This is a genomic window from Microcoleus sp. N9_B4 (genome assembly GCF_036701635.1).
Classification (GTDB): domain Bacteria; phylum Cyanobacteriota; class Cyanobacteriia; order Cyanobacteriales; family Microcoleaceae; genus Microcoleus.
This window is the reverse complement of record NZ_JAUBRC010000016.1, coordinates 61,130-78,793: the sequence shown is the minus strand read 5'-3', so window position 1 is coordinate 78,793 and position 17,664 is coordinate 61,130. Positions and strand designations below refer to the sequence as shown.

At 42.8% G+C, this 17,664-nt stretch carries 19 protein-coding genes; 7 read left to right on the top strand and 12 right to left on the bottom strand.

Translation table 11 applies throughout. The features are described from left to right. Together QUA43_RS13085 and QUA43_RS13080 are read left to right on the top strand one after the other, a co-directional pair. Positions 1–1,965, top strand: coding sequence for a tetratricopeptide repeat protein (locus QUA43_RS13085; protein ID WP_333374416.1), 1,965 nt, complete (start codon positions 1–3; stop codon positions 1,963–1,965). Continuing rightward, the gene (locus tag QUA43_RS13080) at positions 1,917–3,449 is read left to right on the top strand and encodes a tetratricopeptide repeat protein (protein WP_333374414.1); all 1,533 of its coding nucleotides are present in this window, start codon (positions 1,917–1,919) and stop codon (positions 3,447–3,449) included. The genes QUA43_RS13085 and QUA43_RS13080 overlap by 49 nt, the downstream gene beginning before the upstream one ends. Before the next feature lie 396 nt (positions 3,450–3,845). Here QUA43_RS13080 and QUA43_RS13075 read toward each other — a convergent pair whose 3' ends face one another. Beyond that, on the bottom strand, positions 3,846–7,718 hold the full coding sequence (locus QUA43_RS13075; RefSeq protein WP_333374413.1) for a hypothetical protein: 3,873 nt from the start codon (positions 7,716–7,718) through the stop codon (positions 3,846–3,848). Between the two features lie 43 nt (positions 7,719–7,761). Between QUA43_RS13075 and QUA43_RS13070 the strand changes: the two genes are divergently transcribed. Further along, positions 7,762–7,929, top strand: coding sequence for a hypothetical protein (locus QUA43_RS13070; RefSeq protein WP_333374412.1), 168 nt, complete (start codon positions 7,762–7,764; stop codon positions 7,927–7,929). A gap of 574 nt (positions 7,930–8,503) precedes the next feature. On the opposite strand, the gene QUA43_RS13065 is transcribed toward QUA43_RS13070, so the two are convergent. Continuing rightward, on the bottom strand, positions 8,504–9,049 hold the full coding sequence (locus QUA43_RS13065) for a hypothetical protein (protein ID WP_333374410.1): 546 nt from the start codon (positions 9,047–9,049) through the stop codon (positions 8,504–8,506). Between the two features lie 414 nt (positions 9,050–9,463). On the opposite strand from QUA43_RS13065, the gene QUA43_RS13060 reads away from it, so the two are divergent. The 3 genes from QUA43_RS13060 to QUA43_RS13050 are packed head-to-tail and all read left to right on the top strand — an operon-like array spanning position 9,464 to position 10,266. Further along, on the top strand, positions 9,464–9,751 hold the full coding sequence (locus tag QUA43_RS13060; protein ID WP_333374409.1) for a DUF1778 domain-containing protein: 288 nt from the start codon (positions 9,464–9,466) through the stop codon (positions 9,749–9,751). After that, on the top strand, positions 9,752–9,976 hold the full coding sequence (locus QUA43_RS13055; RefSeq protein ID WP_333374407.1) for a hypothetical protein: 225 nt from the start codon (positions 9,752–9,754) through the stop codon (positions 9,974–9,976). Next, positions 9,973–10,266: a PIN domain-containing protein gene (locus QUA43_RS13050; protein ID WP_333374406.1), complete on the top strand. Its 294-nt coding sequence runs from the start codon at positions 9,973–9,975 to the stop codon at positions 10,264–10,266. The genes QUA43_RS13055 and QUA43_RS13050 overlap by 4 nt, the downstream gene beginning before the upstream one ends. Before the next feature lie 28 nt (positions 10,267–10,294). On the opposite strand, the gene QUA43_RS13045 is transcribed toward QUA43_RS13050, so the two are convergent. The 10 genes from QUA43_RS13045 to QUA43_RS13000 all read right to left on the bottom strand — a co-directional run bounded on the left by QUA43_RS13045 (position 10,295) and on the right by QUA43_RS13000 (position 16,473). Beyond that, on the bottom strand, positions 10,295–11,146 hold the full coding sequence (locus tag QUA43_RS13045; RefSeq protein WP_333374404.1) for a ThiF family adenylyltransferase: 852 nt from the start codon (positions 11,144–11,146) through the stop codon (positions 10,295–10,297). 22 nt (positions 11,147–11,168) lie between these two features. Next, positions 11,169–11,900 carry a hypothetical protein gene (locus tag QUA43_RS13040; protein WP_333374403.1) on the bottom strand — a complete coding sequence of 244 codons (732 nt, stop codon included), beginning with the start codon at positions 11,898–11,900 and terminating at the stop codon, positions 11,169–11,171. Next, the gene (locus QUA43_RS13035; RefSeq protein ID WP_333374401.1) at positions 11,893–12,600 is read right to left on the bottom strand and encodes a hypothetical protein; all 708 of its coding nucleotides are present in this window, start codon (positions 12,598–12,600) and stop codon (positions 11,893–11,895) included. The genes QUA43_RS13040 and QUA43_RS13035 overlap by 8 nt, the downstream gene beginning before the upstream one ends. After that, positions 12,573–13,385 (bottom strand): hypothetical protein, encoded by an 813-nt coding sequence (locus tag QUA43_RS13030; RefSeq protein WP_333374399.1) that lies wholly within the window; start codon positions 13,383–13,385, stop codon positions 12,573–12,575. Before QUA43_RS13030 ends, QUA43_RS13035 begins: the two co-directional genes overlap by 28 nt. Before the next feature lies 1 nt (position 13,386). Continuing rightward, the gene (locus tag QUA43_RS13025; protein WP_333374397.1) at positions 13,387–13,629 is read right to left on the bottom strand and encodes a hypothetical protein; all 243 of its coding nucleotides are present in this window, start codon (positions 13,627–13,629) and stop codon (positions 13,387–13,389) included. A gap of 8 nt (positions 13,630–13,637) precedes the next feature. After that, complete coding sequence (locus QUA43_RS13020) at positions 13,638–13,835, bottom strand: hypothetical protein (RefSeq protein ID WP_333374395.1); 198 nt, start codon at positions 13,833–13,835, stop codon at positions 13,638–13,640. Between the two features lie 29 nt (positions 13,836–13,864). Further along, a complete protein-coding gene (locus QUA43_RS13015) occupies positions 13,865–14,557 on the bottom strand; it encodes a hypothetical protein (RefSeq protein WP_333374393.1) in 693 nt (230 codons plus the stop codon). 440 nt (positions 14,558–14,997) lie between these two features. Further along, positions 14,998–15,684, bottom strand: a complete 687-nt coding sequence (locus tag QUA43_RS13010) for a siphovirus Gp157 family protein (RefSeq protein ID WP_333374391.1) — start codon at positions 15,682–15,684, stop codon at positions 14,998–15,000. Positions 15,685–15,687: 3 nt separating this feature from the next. Beyond that, positions 15,688–15,939 carry a hypothetical protein gene (locus QUA43_RS13005; protein WP_333374390.1) on the bottom strand — a complete coding sequence of 84 codons (252 nt, stop codon included), beginning with the start codon at positions 15,937–15,939 and terminating at the stop codon, positions 15,688–15,690. A gap of 42 nt (positions 15,940–15,981) precedes the next feature. Next, positions 15,982–16,473, bottom strand: coding sequence for a hypothetical protein (locus QUA43_RS13000; RefSeq protein ID WP_333374389.1), 492 nt, complete (start codon positions 16,471–16,473; stop codon positions 15,982–15,984). 280 nt (positions 16,474–16,753) lie between these two features. On the opposite strand from QUA43_RS13000, the gene QUA43_RS12995 reads away from it, so the two are divergent. Beyond that, positions 16,754–17,659, top strand: coding sequence for a hypothetical protein (locus QUA43_RS12995; protein ID WP_333374387.1), 906 nt, complete (start codon positions 16,754–16,756; stop codon positions 17,657–17,659). Positions 17,660–17,664 lie beyond the last annotated feature (5 nt).

The following is a 17,664-nucleotide window of genomic DNA, read 5'->3' as shown; positions in this document are numbered from 1 at the left end:
ATGGTTGAGAGTTTAAAAGAACCTGGTAAATTGTTGTTTGCTAGTTGGGACTTCAATTTATATGAAGTCCCAATCGCTCAATTTGACCACTATATAGCGCTAGAAAACTTTCTAACAGATGATGACGAACTGCTAGATGATGCAGATAATTTAGAGAAGGTGCGGAGCTATTTGGAAGCGTTTCATCATCTTTCTGAAGTAGAAGATTGGGAGAGGGCTAAAGAAATTATTTCAATTGGTCTCGCAACACCTACAAATGAAGAATTACACAGTCAACTAGGTACTTGGAGCTACCATAAGGAAGCCATTGATATATACAGCCAACTGTTAGGGAAGTTAGACTCAAGCTTGGACTCTGTTTGCTTGAATGGTCTGGGTAATGCTTATCATTCTCTCGGAGAGTATCCCCAAGCATTTGAGTGCTATCGGGACTGTTTAATCAGTATACAGTCAAACAGCAATCACTCCCTAGCAAAATCGCCGTTGGGGAATATAGGTAAAGTCCACCATTCTTTAGGAGAATATGAGCGAGCGATTGATTATCACCAGCAGCATTTGACAATTGCACGGGAAATGAGTGATTACAAAGAAGAAGGAGGGGCATTAGTAAATCTAGGCATTGCTTATACTTCTTTGGGAGACTACGAACGTGCAATCGAGTGCTATCAGCAGGGTTTAGCTATTGCCAAAGAAATAGGTGATTTACAAGGAGAAGGAAAAGCTGTGGGGAATATGGGTATTGCTTATGATGCTCTAGGAGACTATAACCGTGCAATTGAATACTATCAACAGGATTTGGAGATTTGTCGAAAAATTGGCAATCGCCAAGGAGAAGGAACAGTGTTAGGAAATTTAGGTACTGCATTCCAAGGATTAGAAAATTACAGCCGAGCCATTGAGTATCATCAGCAGCATTTAGCAATAGCGCGTTCTATAGGTGATAGGGCTGGGGAAGCAAACTCCTTGGGGAATTTGGGCATTGGCTATGATTCCTTAGAAAACTATGAAAAAGCAATTGAATACCATCAGCAGAGTTTGACCATCGCCAGGGAAATTGGCGATCGCGCAGGAGTTGCAGCGACTTTAGGGAATCTGGGTATTGCCTATGCTTCCCTAGAAAACTACGACCAAGCAATTGACCATCATCAGCAGAGTTTGACTATCGCCAGGGAAAATGGCGATCGCCAAGGAGAAGGAGCAGAGTTAGGGAATTTAGGGAATGTCTACCAGTCTCTAGAAGATTATGAAAAAGCAATTGAGTATCATCAACAGAGTTTAACCATCGCCACGGAAATAGGAGACCGCGCTGGTATTGGTAGGGCATTAGGAAATTTGGGTATTGCTTACAATTTCTTTGGGGACTATTACCAAGCAATTAATTACTATCAGCAAGATTTAGCTATTGCTAGAGAAGTTTGTAGTCGCGTGGGGGAACGAGATACGCTCAGGCATCTAGCAAATGCATACCATTCGCTAGGAGAATATAGTCAGGCCATTGACTACTACAAGCAGAGTTTAGCTATAACAGAGGAAATTGACGACTTTGAGGAGCAAGGCATGATTCTGATGAATATCGGGGTTGCCTGTGATTTGCTAGGGAATTATGACCAAGCGATTGATTACTATCAGCAGGGTTGGAATATCGCCAGAGAAATTGGAGAGTGTTGGTTAGAAGGAATCATCTTATCTAATTTGGGTGAGACGCTAATAAAAGTTGGGCATTATTCACAATCTCTGGAACTTTTACAAATTGCAATAGATATTTGCCAAGAAATTGGTGATCGTTCTACTGAGGCTGTGACTCTATATCACTTGGCCAAACTTCATCCCAAATTAGGCAATATAGAACTGGCTCATAAGTGTTGCGCTCGCGCCCTCACCATCGCCACAGAGTTAGGCATCCCCCTAGCTCAAGAATGTCAAGATTTAAAAGAAAAGTTCCTAAATCAGGAGGCAGAAAACTAATTATTATGGCCAATAATTTACAATCACCTAAAAAGTTACTACTTGTTCAATGGAACATCAATATAGATGAAGTACCAATTGATCAGTTTGACCATTATATAGCGGTAGAAAACTTCCTTAGTGATGAGGATGCTCCTCCTCCTGATGCTGATAATTTAGAAAAAGTACATGGCTATTTGGAAGCATTTCATCATCTTTGTGAGGTAGAAGATTGGGAGAAGTCTGGACAAATTCTGTTAACTCGCTTTGATCCACCTACTAATCAAGAATTACACGAGCAACTAGGTACATGGGGCTACTATGGTGAACAAGCTAACTTGTACAACATACTTTTAGACAAATTAAATCCTAGCTTAAACAATATTTTTGTAAATGGCTTGGGAAAATTATATCATATTTTTGGTGACAATGCTAAGGCAATTGAATACTGTCAGCAGAGTTTTTTGACGGCACAAGGACTTGGAAACTATCAACAGGAAGGAGTAGCATTGTTAGATATGGGAAATATTTATAAAACGCTAAGTAGCTATAATAAAGCAATGCAATATCAGCATAAAAGTTTATTGATTATGCGTAAAATTGGCAACCGTCAAGGGGAAGGGGCAGCACTTGGAAATTTGGGAAGTATTTATGGAATATTGGGAGACTATAACCAAGCAATTGAATACCAGAAGCAGCGTTTAGCAATTACCCAAGAAATTGGGGATTGTAGGGGACAGGGTCAGGCACTCGGAGAGTTGGGGATAGCTTACTACGAAATTGGAGACTATAACCAAGCAATTGAGTATCAAAAGGAGAGTTTGATAATAGCACGAGAAATCAACCACTGCCAGGATGAAGCAGCAGCTTTAGCAAGTTTGGGGCTTATTTACAAAGATATGGGATTCTACGATCGAGCAATTGATTACTATCAGCAAACTGTAGTCATTACGAGGAAAATTGGAGGCCGCCATCTGGAAGGAGGAACACTAGCAAATCTTGGAAATGCTTGTTATCATCTGGGAGCCTACCACCAAGCAATTTATTACCAGAAACAGAGTTTAAATATTATGCAGGAAATTGGTGATTGCCAAGGGGAAGGAGCCACTTTAGGAAACTTGGGAAATACTTGTTATGCTCTCAAAGACTACGAACAAGCAATTTATTACTATCAGCAAAGTTTGGTGATAGTACAGAAAATTGGCGCTCGTAATGCAGAGGCAAGATGTCTGTGCAATTTGGGGGCTTCTTTAATACAATTGGACAGGGATTTAAAAGCTTTAGAATGTTTGCAAGCATCACAAGAAATTTCTATACAAATTCATAATTCTTATACTCAAGTTAAATCTCTTAAGAATTTAGCTAAGATTTATTTTAAGTTAGGTTATTATGACTTGGCTATTGAACGATGCGATCGCGCCTTATCAATCGCTACAGAATTAGGCATCCCATTAGCCCAAGAATGTCAGGAGTTGAAAGAAAAATTGCTGAGTGAGCAAACGTAGTGTATCAGTGCTAAGCATCTAGGATAAGACTAAAGAGTGGTTTTTGTATAATTTATAACACAATTTTAGTTTTGCGTACATTCGACATGGCTTGCTGCTAAACTAAGGGAGAAGTGAGTAGAACTGGATGTGCAAAAATCACCTCCTAAAGTGGGTTGATGAAGCCTCCAAAACTGATATTTCAAGGAATTAGTAGGAAAAAGTAGGTAATAGTAGGTAAAAAATGCACATAATTACCTACTTTTTCAAACCGTTTTTTCGGCTTCGCATTCGTACAAGCAGTTGGTTGGCACTGAATGTAGGCGATAGTGTGACAAATGAGTGACAGAAGCCAATGGAAAATTTTCCATTGGGGCTTGTGCGATCGCCCCCTAAAACCCAACCACCTCCTCTCAACTAAACCATTTCCAACTCCCTCGGTTTCGATTCAGGCGCAGGCGTGAAAGTAGTTCGGGACTGGGACAAAGCTTTTTCCCGTTCTACAATCATCTCTTGGAAACGAGCCGCAGCTTGCTCTGTCAGGGGAATTTGAACATCCCCGGTGTTAACGTTAGCTTTAAACACGGTGCGCTTGGACTCGTTTCTGACAAAGCAATCCCCGTTAGGCTGTACGTAAGCTGTCCATTGGTTGTCGCCAAACTTAAAGTGCTGAGTGCTATCGGAAGGAAGGTGCGATCGCATAGCCGCCGTCTGTGGGCACCGCCGTTGCTTGTAGGTTTCCGAAACGACGCTAAAGAGGGTGTCTTGCAGAGAAAGCCGCCAGTTGTCAGCTTTAGCGTTGGTGGTGTCACGCTTTCCGTTCACTGCTGTTTCTGGTTTTGAAGCCCGTTGTTGTGGGAGTTTTTGGGATTGGGGCGTGCTATCGTTTTGTGCGATCGCGCTACGTCCAGTTTTCGCTAACTCAGAACTTTGAGATACTTCAGGTGAATCGAACGATGGCAATTGAATTTCAGGCAACCGAATCGATTCGCGATCGACTTTCAGCATAACCGACCTGCCGCCTTTGTCGGGGGAAAGCATTGCCTCAAAAGTAGTTCCAGGGGGCAACTTAGGACTTTCGGGGGAAAATGTACCCAAATTTTTCCCGTCAAGCTGGATAATGGGAGTGCCTTGAAATCGGTAATACTTCTCGTGAGTGGGAGGTAAATCGATCGTTCCCACTTGCAAAGTGACTTTCCGATCTTTCCATTTTGACTTGGAGAAATCTTCCTCTGAGTAGTCGTTATCGGGATGTTTGACATTGACTACTTCTATTTGATTTACCCGATAATTTGACAAAGCATCAGAGATTTCATCCATGAATAATTTGTAAACAAGTGCGCCTCTACCTGCTTTATCTTGAGACTCAATCCACCGACAATCGACGGGAGGTACGATGAGGAGTCTGGTTTCATTACCGGAGTAGTTTGTTACCTTCAAAGAGTCGGTGTCGATGCGATCGTTAGAATTGTCTCCGTATTTGGTATCCAGTTTCGCCACCATGCTTTGGGGTAAGTTTTTGAAGGCGAATTCAACTAGCGGCAATTCGGGATGAGCAGTGGCTTCGTATGCAATTCCTTTGCTATCGAGTGCGTCTTTCCATTGGTTAGGAAGGTCAATGGTTCTGCCATCTTTAGTTTTAACTTTTTGGAAAGGAACTTGCAGCACGTAGACATCTCGCGGTAAGGCTTCGTGCAGCAATTCGTAGTCTTCTTGGAGGGAAAAGGTAATTTCCAAATCCTCTGCCACCTTCTGGCAAATTGTCCGGTGTTTGCTCAGATTATCGGAAGTGTGGGTAGCTTGGAATAAGGCATGAGCCGCTCTAGTTTTTCTGTCTGGAGTATCCCAAATTTCGTCAATTTCGGCTCGATAGCTGTCATAAAGTTTGCCCATTTCCTCTTTTCGAGCTTTGATGTCGCTGCCAGTGCGATCGTAGATAATACTTTTGTCCTCTTGAAAGCGCTGCACCAGGTCTTTCGCCCATTGCAATTCGTTTTCTTCCCAAGGCAGGTCATTTTCTTTGCTGTGTCGGTACTCGATTCCTCTCTCTACTAAAGCATTTTTGTACTCATAGGAAACGTGCAATTCTTTGCCTTCTTTTTCGTACTCAATGCCTGCTGCATCTAGTTCCTTACGATTGTCTTTTGACACGATTAAATGAGCCGGAATCGGGGGTAGAATGTGCTGAAATTCATCTCGGTTACGGTGGATGAGTCGCGTTTGTTCCCAATAAGGGTTAACGGCTTCTTTGGCTAGGACGTAAACAGGATTGGGGAAGTCGGCGGGCATGGGAAATTGTTTGTAGAGTCGATCGTCTCCTTTGTACTGGAAAAAGTAAGTGCAGCTTTTGTGTTTCTCGCACCATTCATCTACTTTTTCTAGTAAAGTGTCGGGATTTAGACCTGTGTTCTCTTTCACTTCTTTGGCATCTTTACCCCGCAGCGAATTTTTCTGGTAGTCAACTTCGTACTGTTCCATGATGCTAAGAGCGGCAATAAATCGCTTCTGCTGCTTGAGAAATAGCTTTTCATCTTCGCCGGGGTTGGGGAGTGCTGCGGCTACTTTGCCAATGGCTAAAGCGACGATTCCGACTTCATTTTGAGAACTGGCAACACCGATTTGTTCTAGGGTGGTGAATTTGCGTTGACCTGCTTTTACTTTACCTTCTCTAACTTCGAGATCGTCTTCTCGATACTTAGCTTTAGTATAGGGAACTTTCTCAGCTTGTACGACTTCCCCGAAGTCAAATAATCCGTCTTGTGCTGGTAATATTTGTTGGGCAATGTGAGGGATTTTTGCAGATTCGATGCCAAAGGGTTCGTCACCGTCAAAATCACCTTGATGGAACTTTTCTAAGTCTTTGGGATGGAACCAAATTACACCTTTAATTTTCGCGATCGCAGTGCGGGTTTCTTCTGGAATATTTTCCAGGTTTTGGGCGTGTATATTCTGGTATATCCTCAGACCATCTTTGTTGAGAATGGGGAATCGACCTTGAACGCATTCTCCTTCTTCTAAATGGTTAGCGCAAACCGTGCCTTTGGGTAAATCTTCGCAGGGTAAAGCCATTGCAGAAGTCATTGATAAAGCTCCCCTGGTTGCCAAATTTCGCCATTTTGATGCCAGCCACCTTTCGGCCATGTTGGTAAATTCGGGACTGCCTATCATCAGTCCGAATTTATCGGATTTGAGCATCTGGATGTCCTGTCTTTCCCGCTTGTTATCTTCGGTACTTTCCTCGCTGTTACTGATGATTTCGTCATCAATTGTAGTTGATAGTTTTTCCTGCTGTTCTTTGAGTTTTCTTTCGTTCAAACGCGCTAAATATGCTTCGCGTTTATCGTAATCTTCAATCATGGCTTGGCGCAATTTCATCGGGTCGCGCTGTAGTGCTGCTAGTCTTTGGGCTTCGGCTTTAGCTGCTGGCACTAGGTCTTGTCTTTGGGCTTCTTCGTCGAACCAAACCCCGGTGGACTGCCAGCTTGTTTGGGTGATGCCAATTTGACTGTTTTTGCGGTTTCCAAGGATGGCTTTTGGTAATTCGTAATCGCCACAAGGAATGAGTTCTTTGAGTTGTTTTTTATTGATGCCTTTGATGCTGGAGCGGTCTAAAATCAGTTGGGGTTTGTTACCTTCTGAGTCGGCTAATGAGTCGAGTAAATTGTCATCGGGACGGAGCGTTCCTTTAGCTAGAAAGCTGACTTGGGGTGTGGATTCTGTATTTTCTGAATTCCAACTGCGTAGCCAAGCGAAACGAAATTGGCTGGCTCGGTTTTTCTCACCGCCGATGCTTTTGAGTAATTCGGAACTGATGGCACCGTGACAGTCTCCGGTGCGATATTTAGCATATTGCGGGTCTGTGAAATCAACAATTTTTACTCGCAGGTTGTCGCATTCTGATACGCCGGACATACAAGTGCTGACTAGAAGGGAACCGTAGCGACAGGCGGTGTCTTTTTCGGTTACGAATAAGTCTCCGATCTTTTTGGCTAAGGTTTCGTCACCAAAGTAATAACTGTTTCCAGATTGAAAGATCATGCGTCGCTTAATTCCGTCTTCTGGGTCGTGGATGTTGGTGCGTAATTGGTGAGGGTCGGGATTGGATTTATCAAGTTTGACTATCATTAATGAGTTCAGTTCTTCTGGTTGAAATATTGCTTGCAGAATCGAGTGACGTAGGATTTCTGGGTTGTTGAAGAACTTGCCTACATTGCGTCCTTTGGCATCGTTGTAAGCGGCATCGAAAACGGGTATTTTGAGTCCTTCTTCGGTGGCAATTGTGGCGACCATGAGTTGATTTCTCCCTAGAATTGAGGTGTTAGAATAGGAATTGTTGAAAAGGTGGGACTATCTAAGCGTTAACAGGTTGAAACTCGGTCAAGTGTTGACCGTTGGTAGTGTTTTTGAGGTGATTGAAATGAATCTAAGGGTTGATGTGGGTGTTAGCCCGGTTGGGTTTGAAGATGAGGATACTGGGCTGGTGGAGTTGGTGTTGGCGTAGCCTGCGTGTAGCGCATTTGCACCTAAAAATAGTACCTACTGGCAACTGAAAGGATGTAGAGTGGTAGAGTTCGGCATTTTATTTGATTCGGTGGGCGGTGGTAGCCGCCTTTTAAAACTGGTATATCTGAATACTGCTTTTTTCAGTCTATCGTTAGATCTGTTAAAGCGCTTTCAAAATCAGCCAAAGCCCATTAATCACAACTTGCAAAAGGCGATTAAGATTGCTTACTAGCAAGCATTAATAGAAATTTCCACCGAGTGCCAAGCGGTAAAAATTAAGTCATTTCGTCTCCATTTACCGACAGAAATCGAGCCAAGATGGAACAGAAAGATGAGGTCTCGCGGTTACGGTTGGGGGAAAGTTGGGTGTTGAAGGTTTTGGGAAGTCGCCCGATTTTTCAGGCAGTGATTAAGTTGGGGTGGTTGAATCGGGTAAAAAGTAAAGTGTTTCAGAGAGGATTTAGCAACATAACACCCAAGTCCAACTGCAGTTTTGCCTTAATGAAGCAGAGGCAAGATGGTTAAGACTCTCGGCTGGAACTTCTTGCTGGGTAAGACGTTCAGGCTACGCCTCACTCCTTCCATCCGTCCCATTGGGGCGGAGGCTCCTTAGTTACTCCGACTTTTGTGTAGATGACAGCCTGCTCTGTTAGGTGGGGCCAGACAAACTCGATGCGCTTCTCGCCCGCCTCATTCTGAAAAATGATACCCCTGGGGCGGTGGGTTCCCCAGGTAGATGGATTCTCAGGACGAACCAGAAGAATGTGGAAACTGACACCCGCGATGCGAAAGATGGCTGCGAGAACTTCCTTCGTTTCTTGAGCCACGATACTGTCTATAAACAAATCCTTAGCCAAGACTTGCTGCTCCAATGGTATAGGAAGGTATAGACCACAGTGGTCAGGCCATTGCTCTCCTAACAAAAGTAATTTCCATTGCTCTGGGACAATCCCGTTATTCCAACCCGCAGCTGCTGCTAGGCCACACAAGACCTTAACAAACCATCTTTCTATGAGTAGTCCATCTAATGGTGTTACAGTCGGAAGAGTTGCTGGACTTTTGTCTGCCGAGTCAATTACTTGAAAAAGCTCTCCTGCCACAGCGTCTAGTGGACTCAAGCTAGAGTTATGAGTCTGACATAAGATTTTTGACGCAAGAGACCCGATGCCAATTTTCTGAAGCGTCCGATCAGGTTGCCAAGGAAGCCCGCCGATTTGGATAACACCATTATTGCCGAGATATTCCAGGACTGTCCTTGAAATGTAGTGTTCTTTAGAAATTTTTGCACTACAGCTTCCATGACCTTTAAGAAAACAATCCGCCATTCTCCTCGCATCCTGAGCTTATAATTTAGATATTAACCCGCATTGGGGGTAAAAATATCCATTTTTTCTTATTTTTCCTATATATATTAGTGCATATTTTTGTGTTTTGTCAACTGCCACACTATTATAACTTGGCTACAACGCACTATTTTAGAAATTTAAAAGAAAATTTCCAGTAAAATAGGAATAATTAAGTTGGAGTCGTTTATGTCCCTCTCATCCCATCCTCAAACTACTACTATTGAGATCATACTTCCTCAAGACCGCAAAACAATACTTGAAAAAGCCGCAACTATCGAAGGTCTGAGTTTAAGTGAATATCTCCTCAAAATTGCTACGGAGATTGCCGAACAATCTCTCCTGAAAACAGAATCAATTACTCTCTCAGAGAAAGACTGGGAAATTGTCAGTTCTGCAATTAACAATCCTCCCGAACTCAATTCGGCTCTAAAAACTGCTATTAACCGTTATAAAACAGAAAACTCAGAAAAATAAATGGAATGGATTATTTGCTCAATTGAAGACAATCGAGCTATTAGAGATAATTTTGATTGCGGCATACCGGAATTAAACGAAAACAAAAATCAGATAAGAATTGACATAGAATTTCAGCTTACAGGGTCTTTCAAAGATGAACCAGCCTTTGAGGAGGTACTGGCATTAGGACAAGCAATTCGCCAAGGTGATGAGTCTGTACTAGAAGAAAAAGACGAGCTATGAAATACTTATTGGATACAGACCATCTGAGCATTCTTCAACGTCAAACAGGGAAGGATTATAGCAACCTTTCAGCGCGACTGGTTAGTGATTTCAAAGTATTGCCCCTCGTCTCATTCGATGCGGGTGCAGCCACAACATTTGAGCAATTAAAGGCACGACGGATTCAACTGGCAAAGATGGATGCAAGAATCGCGGCAATTGCACTGTCCCGTGAATTGATTTTGTTAACTCGCAATCATCGAGATTTCGGGAAAGTGGCAGGGTTGGCAATCGAAGATTGGACAATTTGAGGCATCAAAAATATCTTTTGGAGTAAGGTTAGCATGGTATTATAGTTTCACTTGCGATCGCTTTTACCACCGCGCACACAGACTGCTGAGTAATATAAATCGATCGCGCCGTCCCACTCTCCAAATCAAAATAGGTCGCAAACCGCTTGAGATTGCCCGCAGCCATCCGGTACAAATAATCCGCCGCCTCAGCCGCCACTCGAAGATTCACGCTCTCGCTCTGCACATTCAGCACTGCCATCTCAGCACAAGATAGATTATTTGTCAACTCTTCAGGTTTCGGTTTCAAAAGGTCAGGAGCCAGGAGCACCGGAGATGGCAGCCTAGCACATCCCAACCCCCCAAAATTATAGAAGTCCGGGTCAGTTTCCAAAGAACTGCCCAGCAAAATTTGTCCCGCTGCTGCATGATTTCCGCAATCGAGATACCACACGCGGGGAATTTCAGAACGGCTGTAAAATTGGTTTAACTCCAGAGCCTGATTAATTGCCGCTCTCCCGGCTGCTGTATCCACGCACCCCACCAGGATGGTCAGTTTGTCGTAGGCGTAGCGGATTAGCTTGGGGTCAAATACCTGCACGAAAGCCGTCGTGTCAACTCCCCAAGCGATAGAGTATCTAAACGCTAGAGCCTGCGCCTTGGGCAGTCCGATTTCCTTATCGCAGAAAGCTTGCCTGCTGATGTTGGCTTCTTCAACTCGATCGGGATCTGCGATCGCAAACTGCACCTTCTTCCCCGACTTGCCCAAACTCCGTGCCAGTCGTGCAATATGGTAAGACAGCCAAGAACCAGTTCCTCCCGCCCCAATTAGCCAAAAATCAATCGAATCAGCTTGTCTGACAATCAAAGGCGAAGCTTCCAGATAATCATAATTAAACATGGGGTAAATCTCCAAATGTTGTTTACAATTCGATAGGGTCATCTAACAAAGATGGCGCAACAGAACTGGAGTAGAATTTATCAATCAAATCGTCTTTTTCTCCGCCAACTGTGACATCTACAATGAAACTCGGTAATTCAAATATCCAGTCAGCAGGAATGTGCCAGAATTGCCGATAAACTCCCACGCGGCAAATAATTTCAGCACTCGATTCAGTTACTTTCCCCAAAACTGCAAAAATGCGGAAACCCCCTTCATCTGCATCATCAGCACCAGAGAAGAAAGCCGCCATCCGATTGTGCGAATGTGCCTCTACAGTGGCGTTAATGTAGGAGGAATCTAAACCGTATTCAATCGCTTTGCATTTAGCAGAACTTTGCGTTTGCTGTGGAATTACAAGTTGCCATTGTCCTTGTTCCTGATGAATGTGGAAAGTGATTTCTAACGGCGTTTCTGCAAGCGCGGCAATACAACTTTCCTTCCACATTTGGATGAGTATCTGCTGAGGTATTCGTCCGGGAGTTAATCGGACTAAAGGTTCAATTCGTTCTAATCCTCTGATTGAGGCGGTAAAAAGTTCCACCGGGATTATTACTTCTAAACCAGGTCTAACTGCTCTAACAAAAATACCATTGCTGCCAATCAGATACTCGAACATACTGCTAGAGTGAAGCGGCAGATTTTCTCCGAGTTTGACAATCTTATAATCGACCAATTCTAGCTGGTAGGGATTAGGGTTTGGTGGTTCAATCATCAGTTATTGCTGCAACTAATTTGGCAATTGTTTGCTTGGTACCAATTAAATCTTTAACAGGGTAAGATGAACGTTTAACCGCTTTTTCGAGTTGTCCGCGTACATCACTGGGTTGGGCCCTAGATTTGCCATCACTCAAATGTCCGTTGAAAGGACTAGAGATGAACATTTTCCAAGCTTTTGTAATCGTATTGGGCGCAGCTACAGGCGGTTTATTATCTCCCCAGCAAATGCGTCCGCAAGGTTGATAGGAATGCAAATAAACATTGGGTAGCGGAACGTGAAAAGCTTCTGCTTCTGGGTCAAATTTCGAGCCTTTAATTGCCCAAACCCAGTAATCAGATTTCAACCCCAAAAACACCATTGCTGGTAAAGGAATCAAGTGCTTTGATTCCAACAGATTTATTTCGTGTTTCTGAGGTGGTACAAATTTAATTGTCCATTCCCCGGCGCTGCCAGTTCCCCAACGTACTATCCCCGATTCAGGGTTTATCCAACCCGAATCAATGGGTGTATTTGCAAAAGCTGCTCGCAGAGTTGCTGGAGACAGACATTTGTACTTGGAACTATCCCCCGATTGATAGTGAAAAATGTAAGTACCGCCCTCAATAAAGAGAAGTTCGGCTTGAATAGCGGACAACTTTCGCGGGGCAACCTCTAGTACCTCTCGAATTATTTCAGATGCAATGTCAGATTCCATAATGCTAAGATGTGCGAAAAATTGGTGTTAGGGTCAGATTCAATCCAGTCAATCAATTCGCAGGCTTTATCTAATAGCTGAGTGGCTTTTTTCCATTCACTAGCTAGGAATTTAATGTCTTCAATTGTCCAGGGTCTTGATTCAAAATTGCGATTCCAGTAACTTTCACAGCAAACACTTTGGTCTAGCCAAATATTTCCTGTTTCCAAGTCAAGGAGTGCTAATGCTGTAGGCAAATCGCTGATAGGAGGTGCAACGCGACGGGCTAATCTTTTAAGAAGTTTAAAATTAACTTGTTCGGGATGTGCAATGTCTTTCAAGCTGTATCCAAACGTGCATTCGTACCACGATTCCCCTTTATCACCTGCTACGGATTCCAACCACCATCTACCTGACTGGGAAAGCGGGAGTAATCTCTGCCATCCGCTTCGCAATGCGTCAATTCCTTCTTCATGGTCTTGCCAATCTATTCCTTTAGGCGAGACAGGAATTTGATAGAGGCGCTCTTCATAAGCACCCTCTATAATTATGTCGTCAATGGGAAACAGATGTTCGCTAACTAGCGAAATAAACTCCAACTCCTTCGGACTGTGACTTTCATCTTCAGAGTAGAGTTCGGATTGGCTTTTTTCCCATTCCAAAGGAAACAATTCCTGGTAAAGAGTGAGTAGCTGATAAGTGTTCAGCTTAGTCCACAAATAATCGGTTGCTGATTTAAAGTCGGTGATTGGTTGGCACCGCTGTAATATTTGCAAAGCGGATTTAGCATTCCAAATTGCAGCCATATCAAAACCCCATTGGAACTGCACCAGCTACAGAGCGACTATTTAACAGTCGTTCCTTGGTTTGCTCAACTGCTCTCACGTCGTCTGTCCCTTTTGAAATAGCTAACTCAATAGCGTTCGCCATTTCTTTCATAGTCGCGCTATCGAGTTCTCCCGAAAGCTCTAACCGTTGTAGTTCCCGACACATAGATAGTGCAGGATTAACTTCTTCTGGTGCATTGATGAGGGATTCTAAAGGAGTCATCTTCATGGTTATTTTACTCCTTTAGAGCCGTTGCGTTTAGCTACTGTAATCAGTTCTCCGGGCTTTCTAATAATGTCGGCGTTGGCGCAATCTGGGTAATAAGTTGTTAGCAGTTTACGCAGTTCATTATCATCACCTGCTATGTCCTCATCGACAGGATGTTGTTGTCCCTCAAAGGAAATAAGCACTTTCTTTGTTGAAGTCATTCTCTTTCTCTCAAAAGTAGGTATATTGTTCAAATCCCAAATAATGTCAGTTGCGTTCCAGTAGTTTTAGACTCTGTAGGCGTAATGGTGCTACTTGCTTCGCCTCTAGGTTTATTTGGATTAGTAGTTCTTTTCTTTTGATTGCGAGCATTAGCAATCTGTCGCCGCACTTGGCGATTGGGAAAATCTGCTACAAGTTCCTTCAGCAGTTCTTTTAGAGGAGGCGGTAATTCTCCCAAGGATGACTCCCTTATCGTTTGGCTAACAGGAAAATCGCCGTGACTGCTTGCTGAAATGATTACAATTCGTCCCTCTGAATGACCATCATCTGGTTTAAATGTTAGGTGCAGTTCGACGATACATTTATCGAAGATATAAGGTTCTTCTTGAGGTTCGGATTGTAAATTGCTGGATTCTTCGGTTTCAGACAGAGTATTTTCTTCATCTTCCTCTGCCCATTTTTCATCATCTATGAAGTCTAAATCGTTCGCAGAGGTTGATGATTCAGTAGCGACTGGTTTTTTAACTTTAGCTGGCGAGAGTAGAGCTAGATAAGGTTTTTGAGCTTGCCAGCGAGTTCGGTCAAATAGCAGCCCAACTTTTTGAAATCTCTCCTCTATAGTTTCTTCATCTTCAGATTGAATTGTATACTCAATTAACTCTTCGCTCGTTACCGATAAACTGGCAGCAACGACTACATTTTTTGGTGTTAACCATTTCATTTGAGCGGTGTTATTTAATAGCTTATCATAGTGTATCTGGGCGATAGCCCCCCTAACTGGTGTTAATTAAAATCATTTTTGTTCAAACCTCCACTTAGTAGTAAAAGGGGTTCATCGGCGTAGGCTTCTATTTCCAAGTAATCGGTCATTGCTTCAGCGACAGCGGCTCGCATAGAACCAAGGATTACGAATAATCGCCCATCTTTTATGGGAAAAGATATATCAAGGTGATTGTCTCCTTCCTGAATCAACATGATAAGTTTACCTCGATAAACTCGGTAAGTAATTCTATCAAATGTTGAAATGTCAAACGAGTGGTTATTGTGTCTTTTCATGGAAATAGTTATACTAGATTAATTCAAAAAAAGGTTAGCAGATAGCATATAATAGCTATCTGCGGTTAGTGAAATCTCCCCAATCTTTTGTCTGAAAACCTTCTGCTAGCCGACTCTTGCTTTCACCTTCTTATTAGAAGTATCAGTGTTTTTAGGAAGCGCTTTTTCTTTACGCCCAGTCTTCTGTGTGGTAGAATGAGTTTCCTGAGAGTTTAATGCACGATTAGAAATTACTTCAGTGGCAGCGGTCAGATTTGATGGCACGATTCCGTATTCCACTCTGAGTTTACGCTCAATTCGAGTACCATCAACGGGAATGCCTTGTTTCCAATCTGCTAGGATTTTGCGTTTGTTGGGTGTAACAACTAGCTTTTCTGTGCGGTACTCTGTTGGCAAATCACAAGGATTTATTAACACTTCGCAACTCGGCGGATTTTCCTTGAGTCGGATGTGACGCGAGCGCCCCACAATCTCTGTAGGAATTACTCCCATTGAGTGAAATTGTAGCAGGGTTTTATCTAGACTGTTGCGCCACCGTTCCAGTCGTTCAATTGCCTTATTATGCAGTTCTACTAAGTGTTTTAAGCGTGCTTTTACGGCACAAATTTCAGCATCTAGTTGGTCTGCTAGTTCGGCTTGAGTGTCAACAACAATTTCCTGGTCTGTCTGAATTTCCCAGAGTTGTTTGAGGATAGTTTCCTCTTCTTCGGGAGTTTCAGCAGTTTCCAATTGATTCCAGAGTTCGACTGCTTGTATCGAATATCTGGCTAACGAATCTTTGGCTAAATACATTAGTTACCACCTTCCGCAACAATGAAAATACTCATCAAAAGTTTCAATGCTAGCGAGTATGGCTAGCGTTTCTGGCGTGAGTTCGTGTTCCAAACTCTTAGAGTCAATGTCATCATCGCCTACTTCCAAAATTTCCGTTTTTGGGATAAGTTCTAGGGAGTCGGATTTGAAATTCACTCTTCCCAGCAAAGAAGTATTAGTGTAGGAAATGAGTGTATTTGTTGTGTCGTCAGCTTCACATTGTTGTATGGACACGGTTGTGTAAAACCTCGTCTAGAATTTCAAAGTCAACAAACCTTAATAGTGCTTTCCATTTCGCGTAGAAGCCCTTAAGCTTTCCACTTTTTTCAAAGCAGGAACCCGCTGCTTGCGAGAAGGAAGTTTTTCTTCAGATACATCTGATAATTCTTCTGAAAAGTTATCTTCGTCGCCTTCAAGATCGTCGTTAGTGAAATCAGCATCGTTATCCTCATCCGCGTCATCCACTTCGCTTTCATCTGTCTGAACTTCTGGTTCTGGCGATGCAGCAGGTAAGGTAGTGGAGGTAGCGATGATGTCATAGCCTAGTTCTAGGATTAGCGACTTTACTACGCTTTCCATCTGTTGTTCCGATAACCCAGGAGTCGTTCTCTTGAGTTCCTGCTGTTTCATTAGCATCCACACTTCCAGAGTTTCTTCTGGTGTTGCAGTCTTCAATGCCAATTTGATTTTTCTAGTCAGTTTTTCCCGCGTGGATTTGAGACGGTCTGTGGCAATTCTTTGTGTATTATTGGGCTGATTTGTAGGCATAAGTAGTGGCGTACCAAATTATTATTTTCACCCAAAAAGGTGGGCGTTAGCCCATTTATAAGTCGATGACATCGGAAATTAGGTAGAGGTGTGTGTAATTCCTTGGACTGATGGGATACGACGCGCATATTTAGTAAGTTAAAAGTTGAAAATATACATAATTTGAGCTTGTACATCGCCTACAAAAAGCATAACCATGAGCCAAATAAGAGGCTTTTACCCAGTTATTCTTATCCCCGATTCAATTCGTCAGTTCTGCGCGGATAACCCGATACCTATTTTGGAAGAAAGTGCTTCTTCTACAAAAAAAATGCCTTTTCCGCCGCGACTGCCAGTTTTCAATAATTCTCGTTACTATTTAGTGATTCAGTTTTGGATAGCCAGTGCTGTGGTGGTAATGTTGGTTCACTGGCGGTTTGGTATGAGCGTTATAGCTTTTTGTTCATCGCTGGTATGTGCTTCAGTTAGTGCAGCAGCGGCTTTTGCTTATCTGCGGTTTGTTGATTTTCAAGTACGCGATCGCTACAAGCAACGACTGGCTGACTACCAACAACAATTATCCAAATACGAAAGTTATCAATTGTGTCGCTTGCAGCTAAATCACAAGGAAACTGAGCAATATAATTCTCTGTTGCAGGAACGATCTAAGCTGTTTAATATTTCTTTGAGAGAAAATATTCAGCAGCCAGCAAGTCAGAGTAAGGGAGGAGTACAGCAAGGGGTAAGTGAAAAGCAATTTTTTATTTACTTATGTCGTTATTTCTCTGGTTTTTATGACTTCTGTATGGGTGGTGAGTTTCCTATACCCGGTACATCTTTTCGTTACACCGCTGACTTTATTTTGGTTCATAAACCGACTGGTTTAGCTATAGATATCGAGATTGATGAACCTTATGAGGGGCGAACGGGAAAGCCTCATCATTGTGTGGATAGGGATAAAGACAATCAGCGCAATCAGTTTTTTTTAGAGAGAAATTGGGTAGTGATTCGGTTTTCTGAGTTGCAAGTTGTCAAATACCCGGATTCGTGTTGTAAGGCAATCGCCCGAATCATTGCTCAAATCACGGGCGATTATAGAGGTTTAGTTCAGTTCGGAAATGTTGCTGATTTGCTTCCGCATAAGCAATGGACAGTCAAGGAAGCTATTTATATGGCTAAGACTAAATTCCGTAACTCTTACTTATAATTTAC

Excerpts from the sequence above, each read along its gene's own strand:
- QUA43_RS13085 (WP_333374416.1), top strand. The coding sequence starts at position 1 with ATGGTTGAGAGTTTAAAAGAACCTGGTAAATTGTTGTTTGCTAGTTGG.
- QUA43_RS13080 (WP_333374414.1), top strand. The coding sequence starts at position 1,917 with ATGTCAAGATTTAAAAGAAAAGTTCCTAAATCAGGAGGCAGAAAACTA.
- QUA43_RS13075 (WP_333374413.1), bottom strand. The coding sequence starts at position 7,718 with ATGGTCGCCACAATTGCCACCGAAGAAGGACTCAAAATACCCGTTTTC.
- QUA43_RS13060 (WP_333374409.1), top strand. The coding sequence starts at position 9,464 with ATGTCCCTCTCATCCCATCCTCAAACTACTACTATTGAGATCATACTT.
- QUA43_RS13055 (WP_333374407.1), top strand. The coding sequence starts at position 9,752 with ATGGAATGGATTATTTGCTCAATTGAAGACAATCGAGCTATTAGAGAT.
- QUA43_RS13050 (WP_333374406.1), top strand. The coding sequence starts at position 9,973 with ATGAAATACTTATTGGATACAGACCATCTGAGCATTCTTCAACGTCAA.
- QUA43_RS13045 (WP_333374404.1), bottom strand. The coding sequence starts at position 11,146 with ATGTTTAATTATGATTATCTGGAAGCTTCGCCTTTGATTGTCAGACAA.
- QUA43_RS13040 (WP_333374403.1), bottom strand. The coding sequence starts at position 11,900 with ATGATTGAACCACCAAACCCTAATCCCTACCAGCTAGAATTGGTCGAT.
- QUA43_RS13035 (WP_333374401.1), bottom strand. The coding sequence starts at position 12,600 with ATGGAATCTGACATTGCATCTGAAATAATTCGAGAGGTACTAGAGGTT.
- QUA43_RS13030 (WP_333374399.1), bottom strand. The coding sequence starts at position 13,385 with ATGGCTGCAATTTGGAATGCTAAATCCGCTTTGCAAATATTACAGCGG.
- QUA43_RS13025 (WP_333374397.1), bottom strand. The coding sequence starts at position 13,629 with ATGACTCCTTTAGAATCCCTCATCAATGCACCAGAAGAAGTTAATCCT.
- QUA43_RS13020 (WP_333374395.1), bottom strand. The coding sequence starts at position 13,835 with ATGACTTCAACAAAGAAAGTGCTTATTTCCTTTGAGGGACAACAACAT.
- QUA43_RS13015 (WP_333374393.1), bottom strand. The coding sequence starts at position 14,557 with ATGAAATGGTTAACACCAAAAAATGTAGTCGTTGCTGCCAGTTTATCG.
- QUA43_RS13010 (WP_333374391.1), bottom strand. The coding sequence starts at position 15,684 with ATGTATTTAGCCAAAGATTCGTTAGCCAGATATTCGATACAAGCAGTC.
- QUA43_RS13000 (WP_333374389.1), bottom strand. The coding sequence starts at position 16,473 with ATGCCTACAAATCAGCCCAATAATACACAAAGAATTGCCACAGACCGT.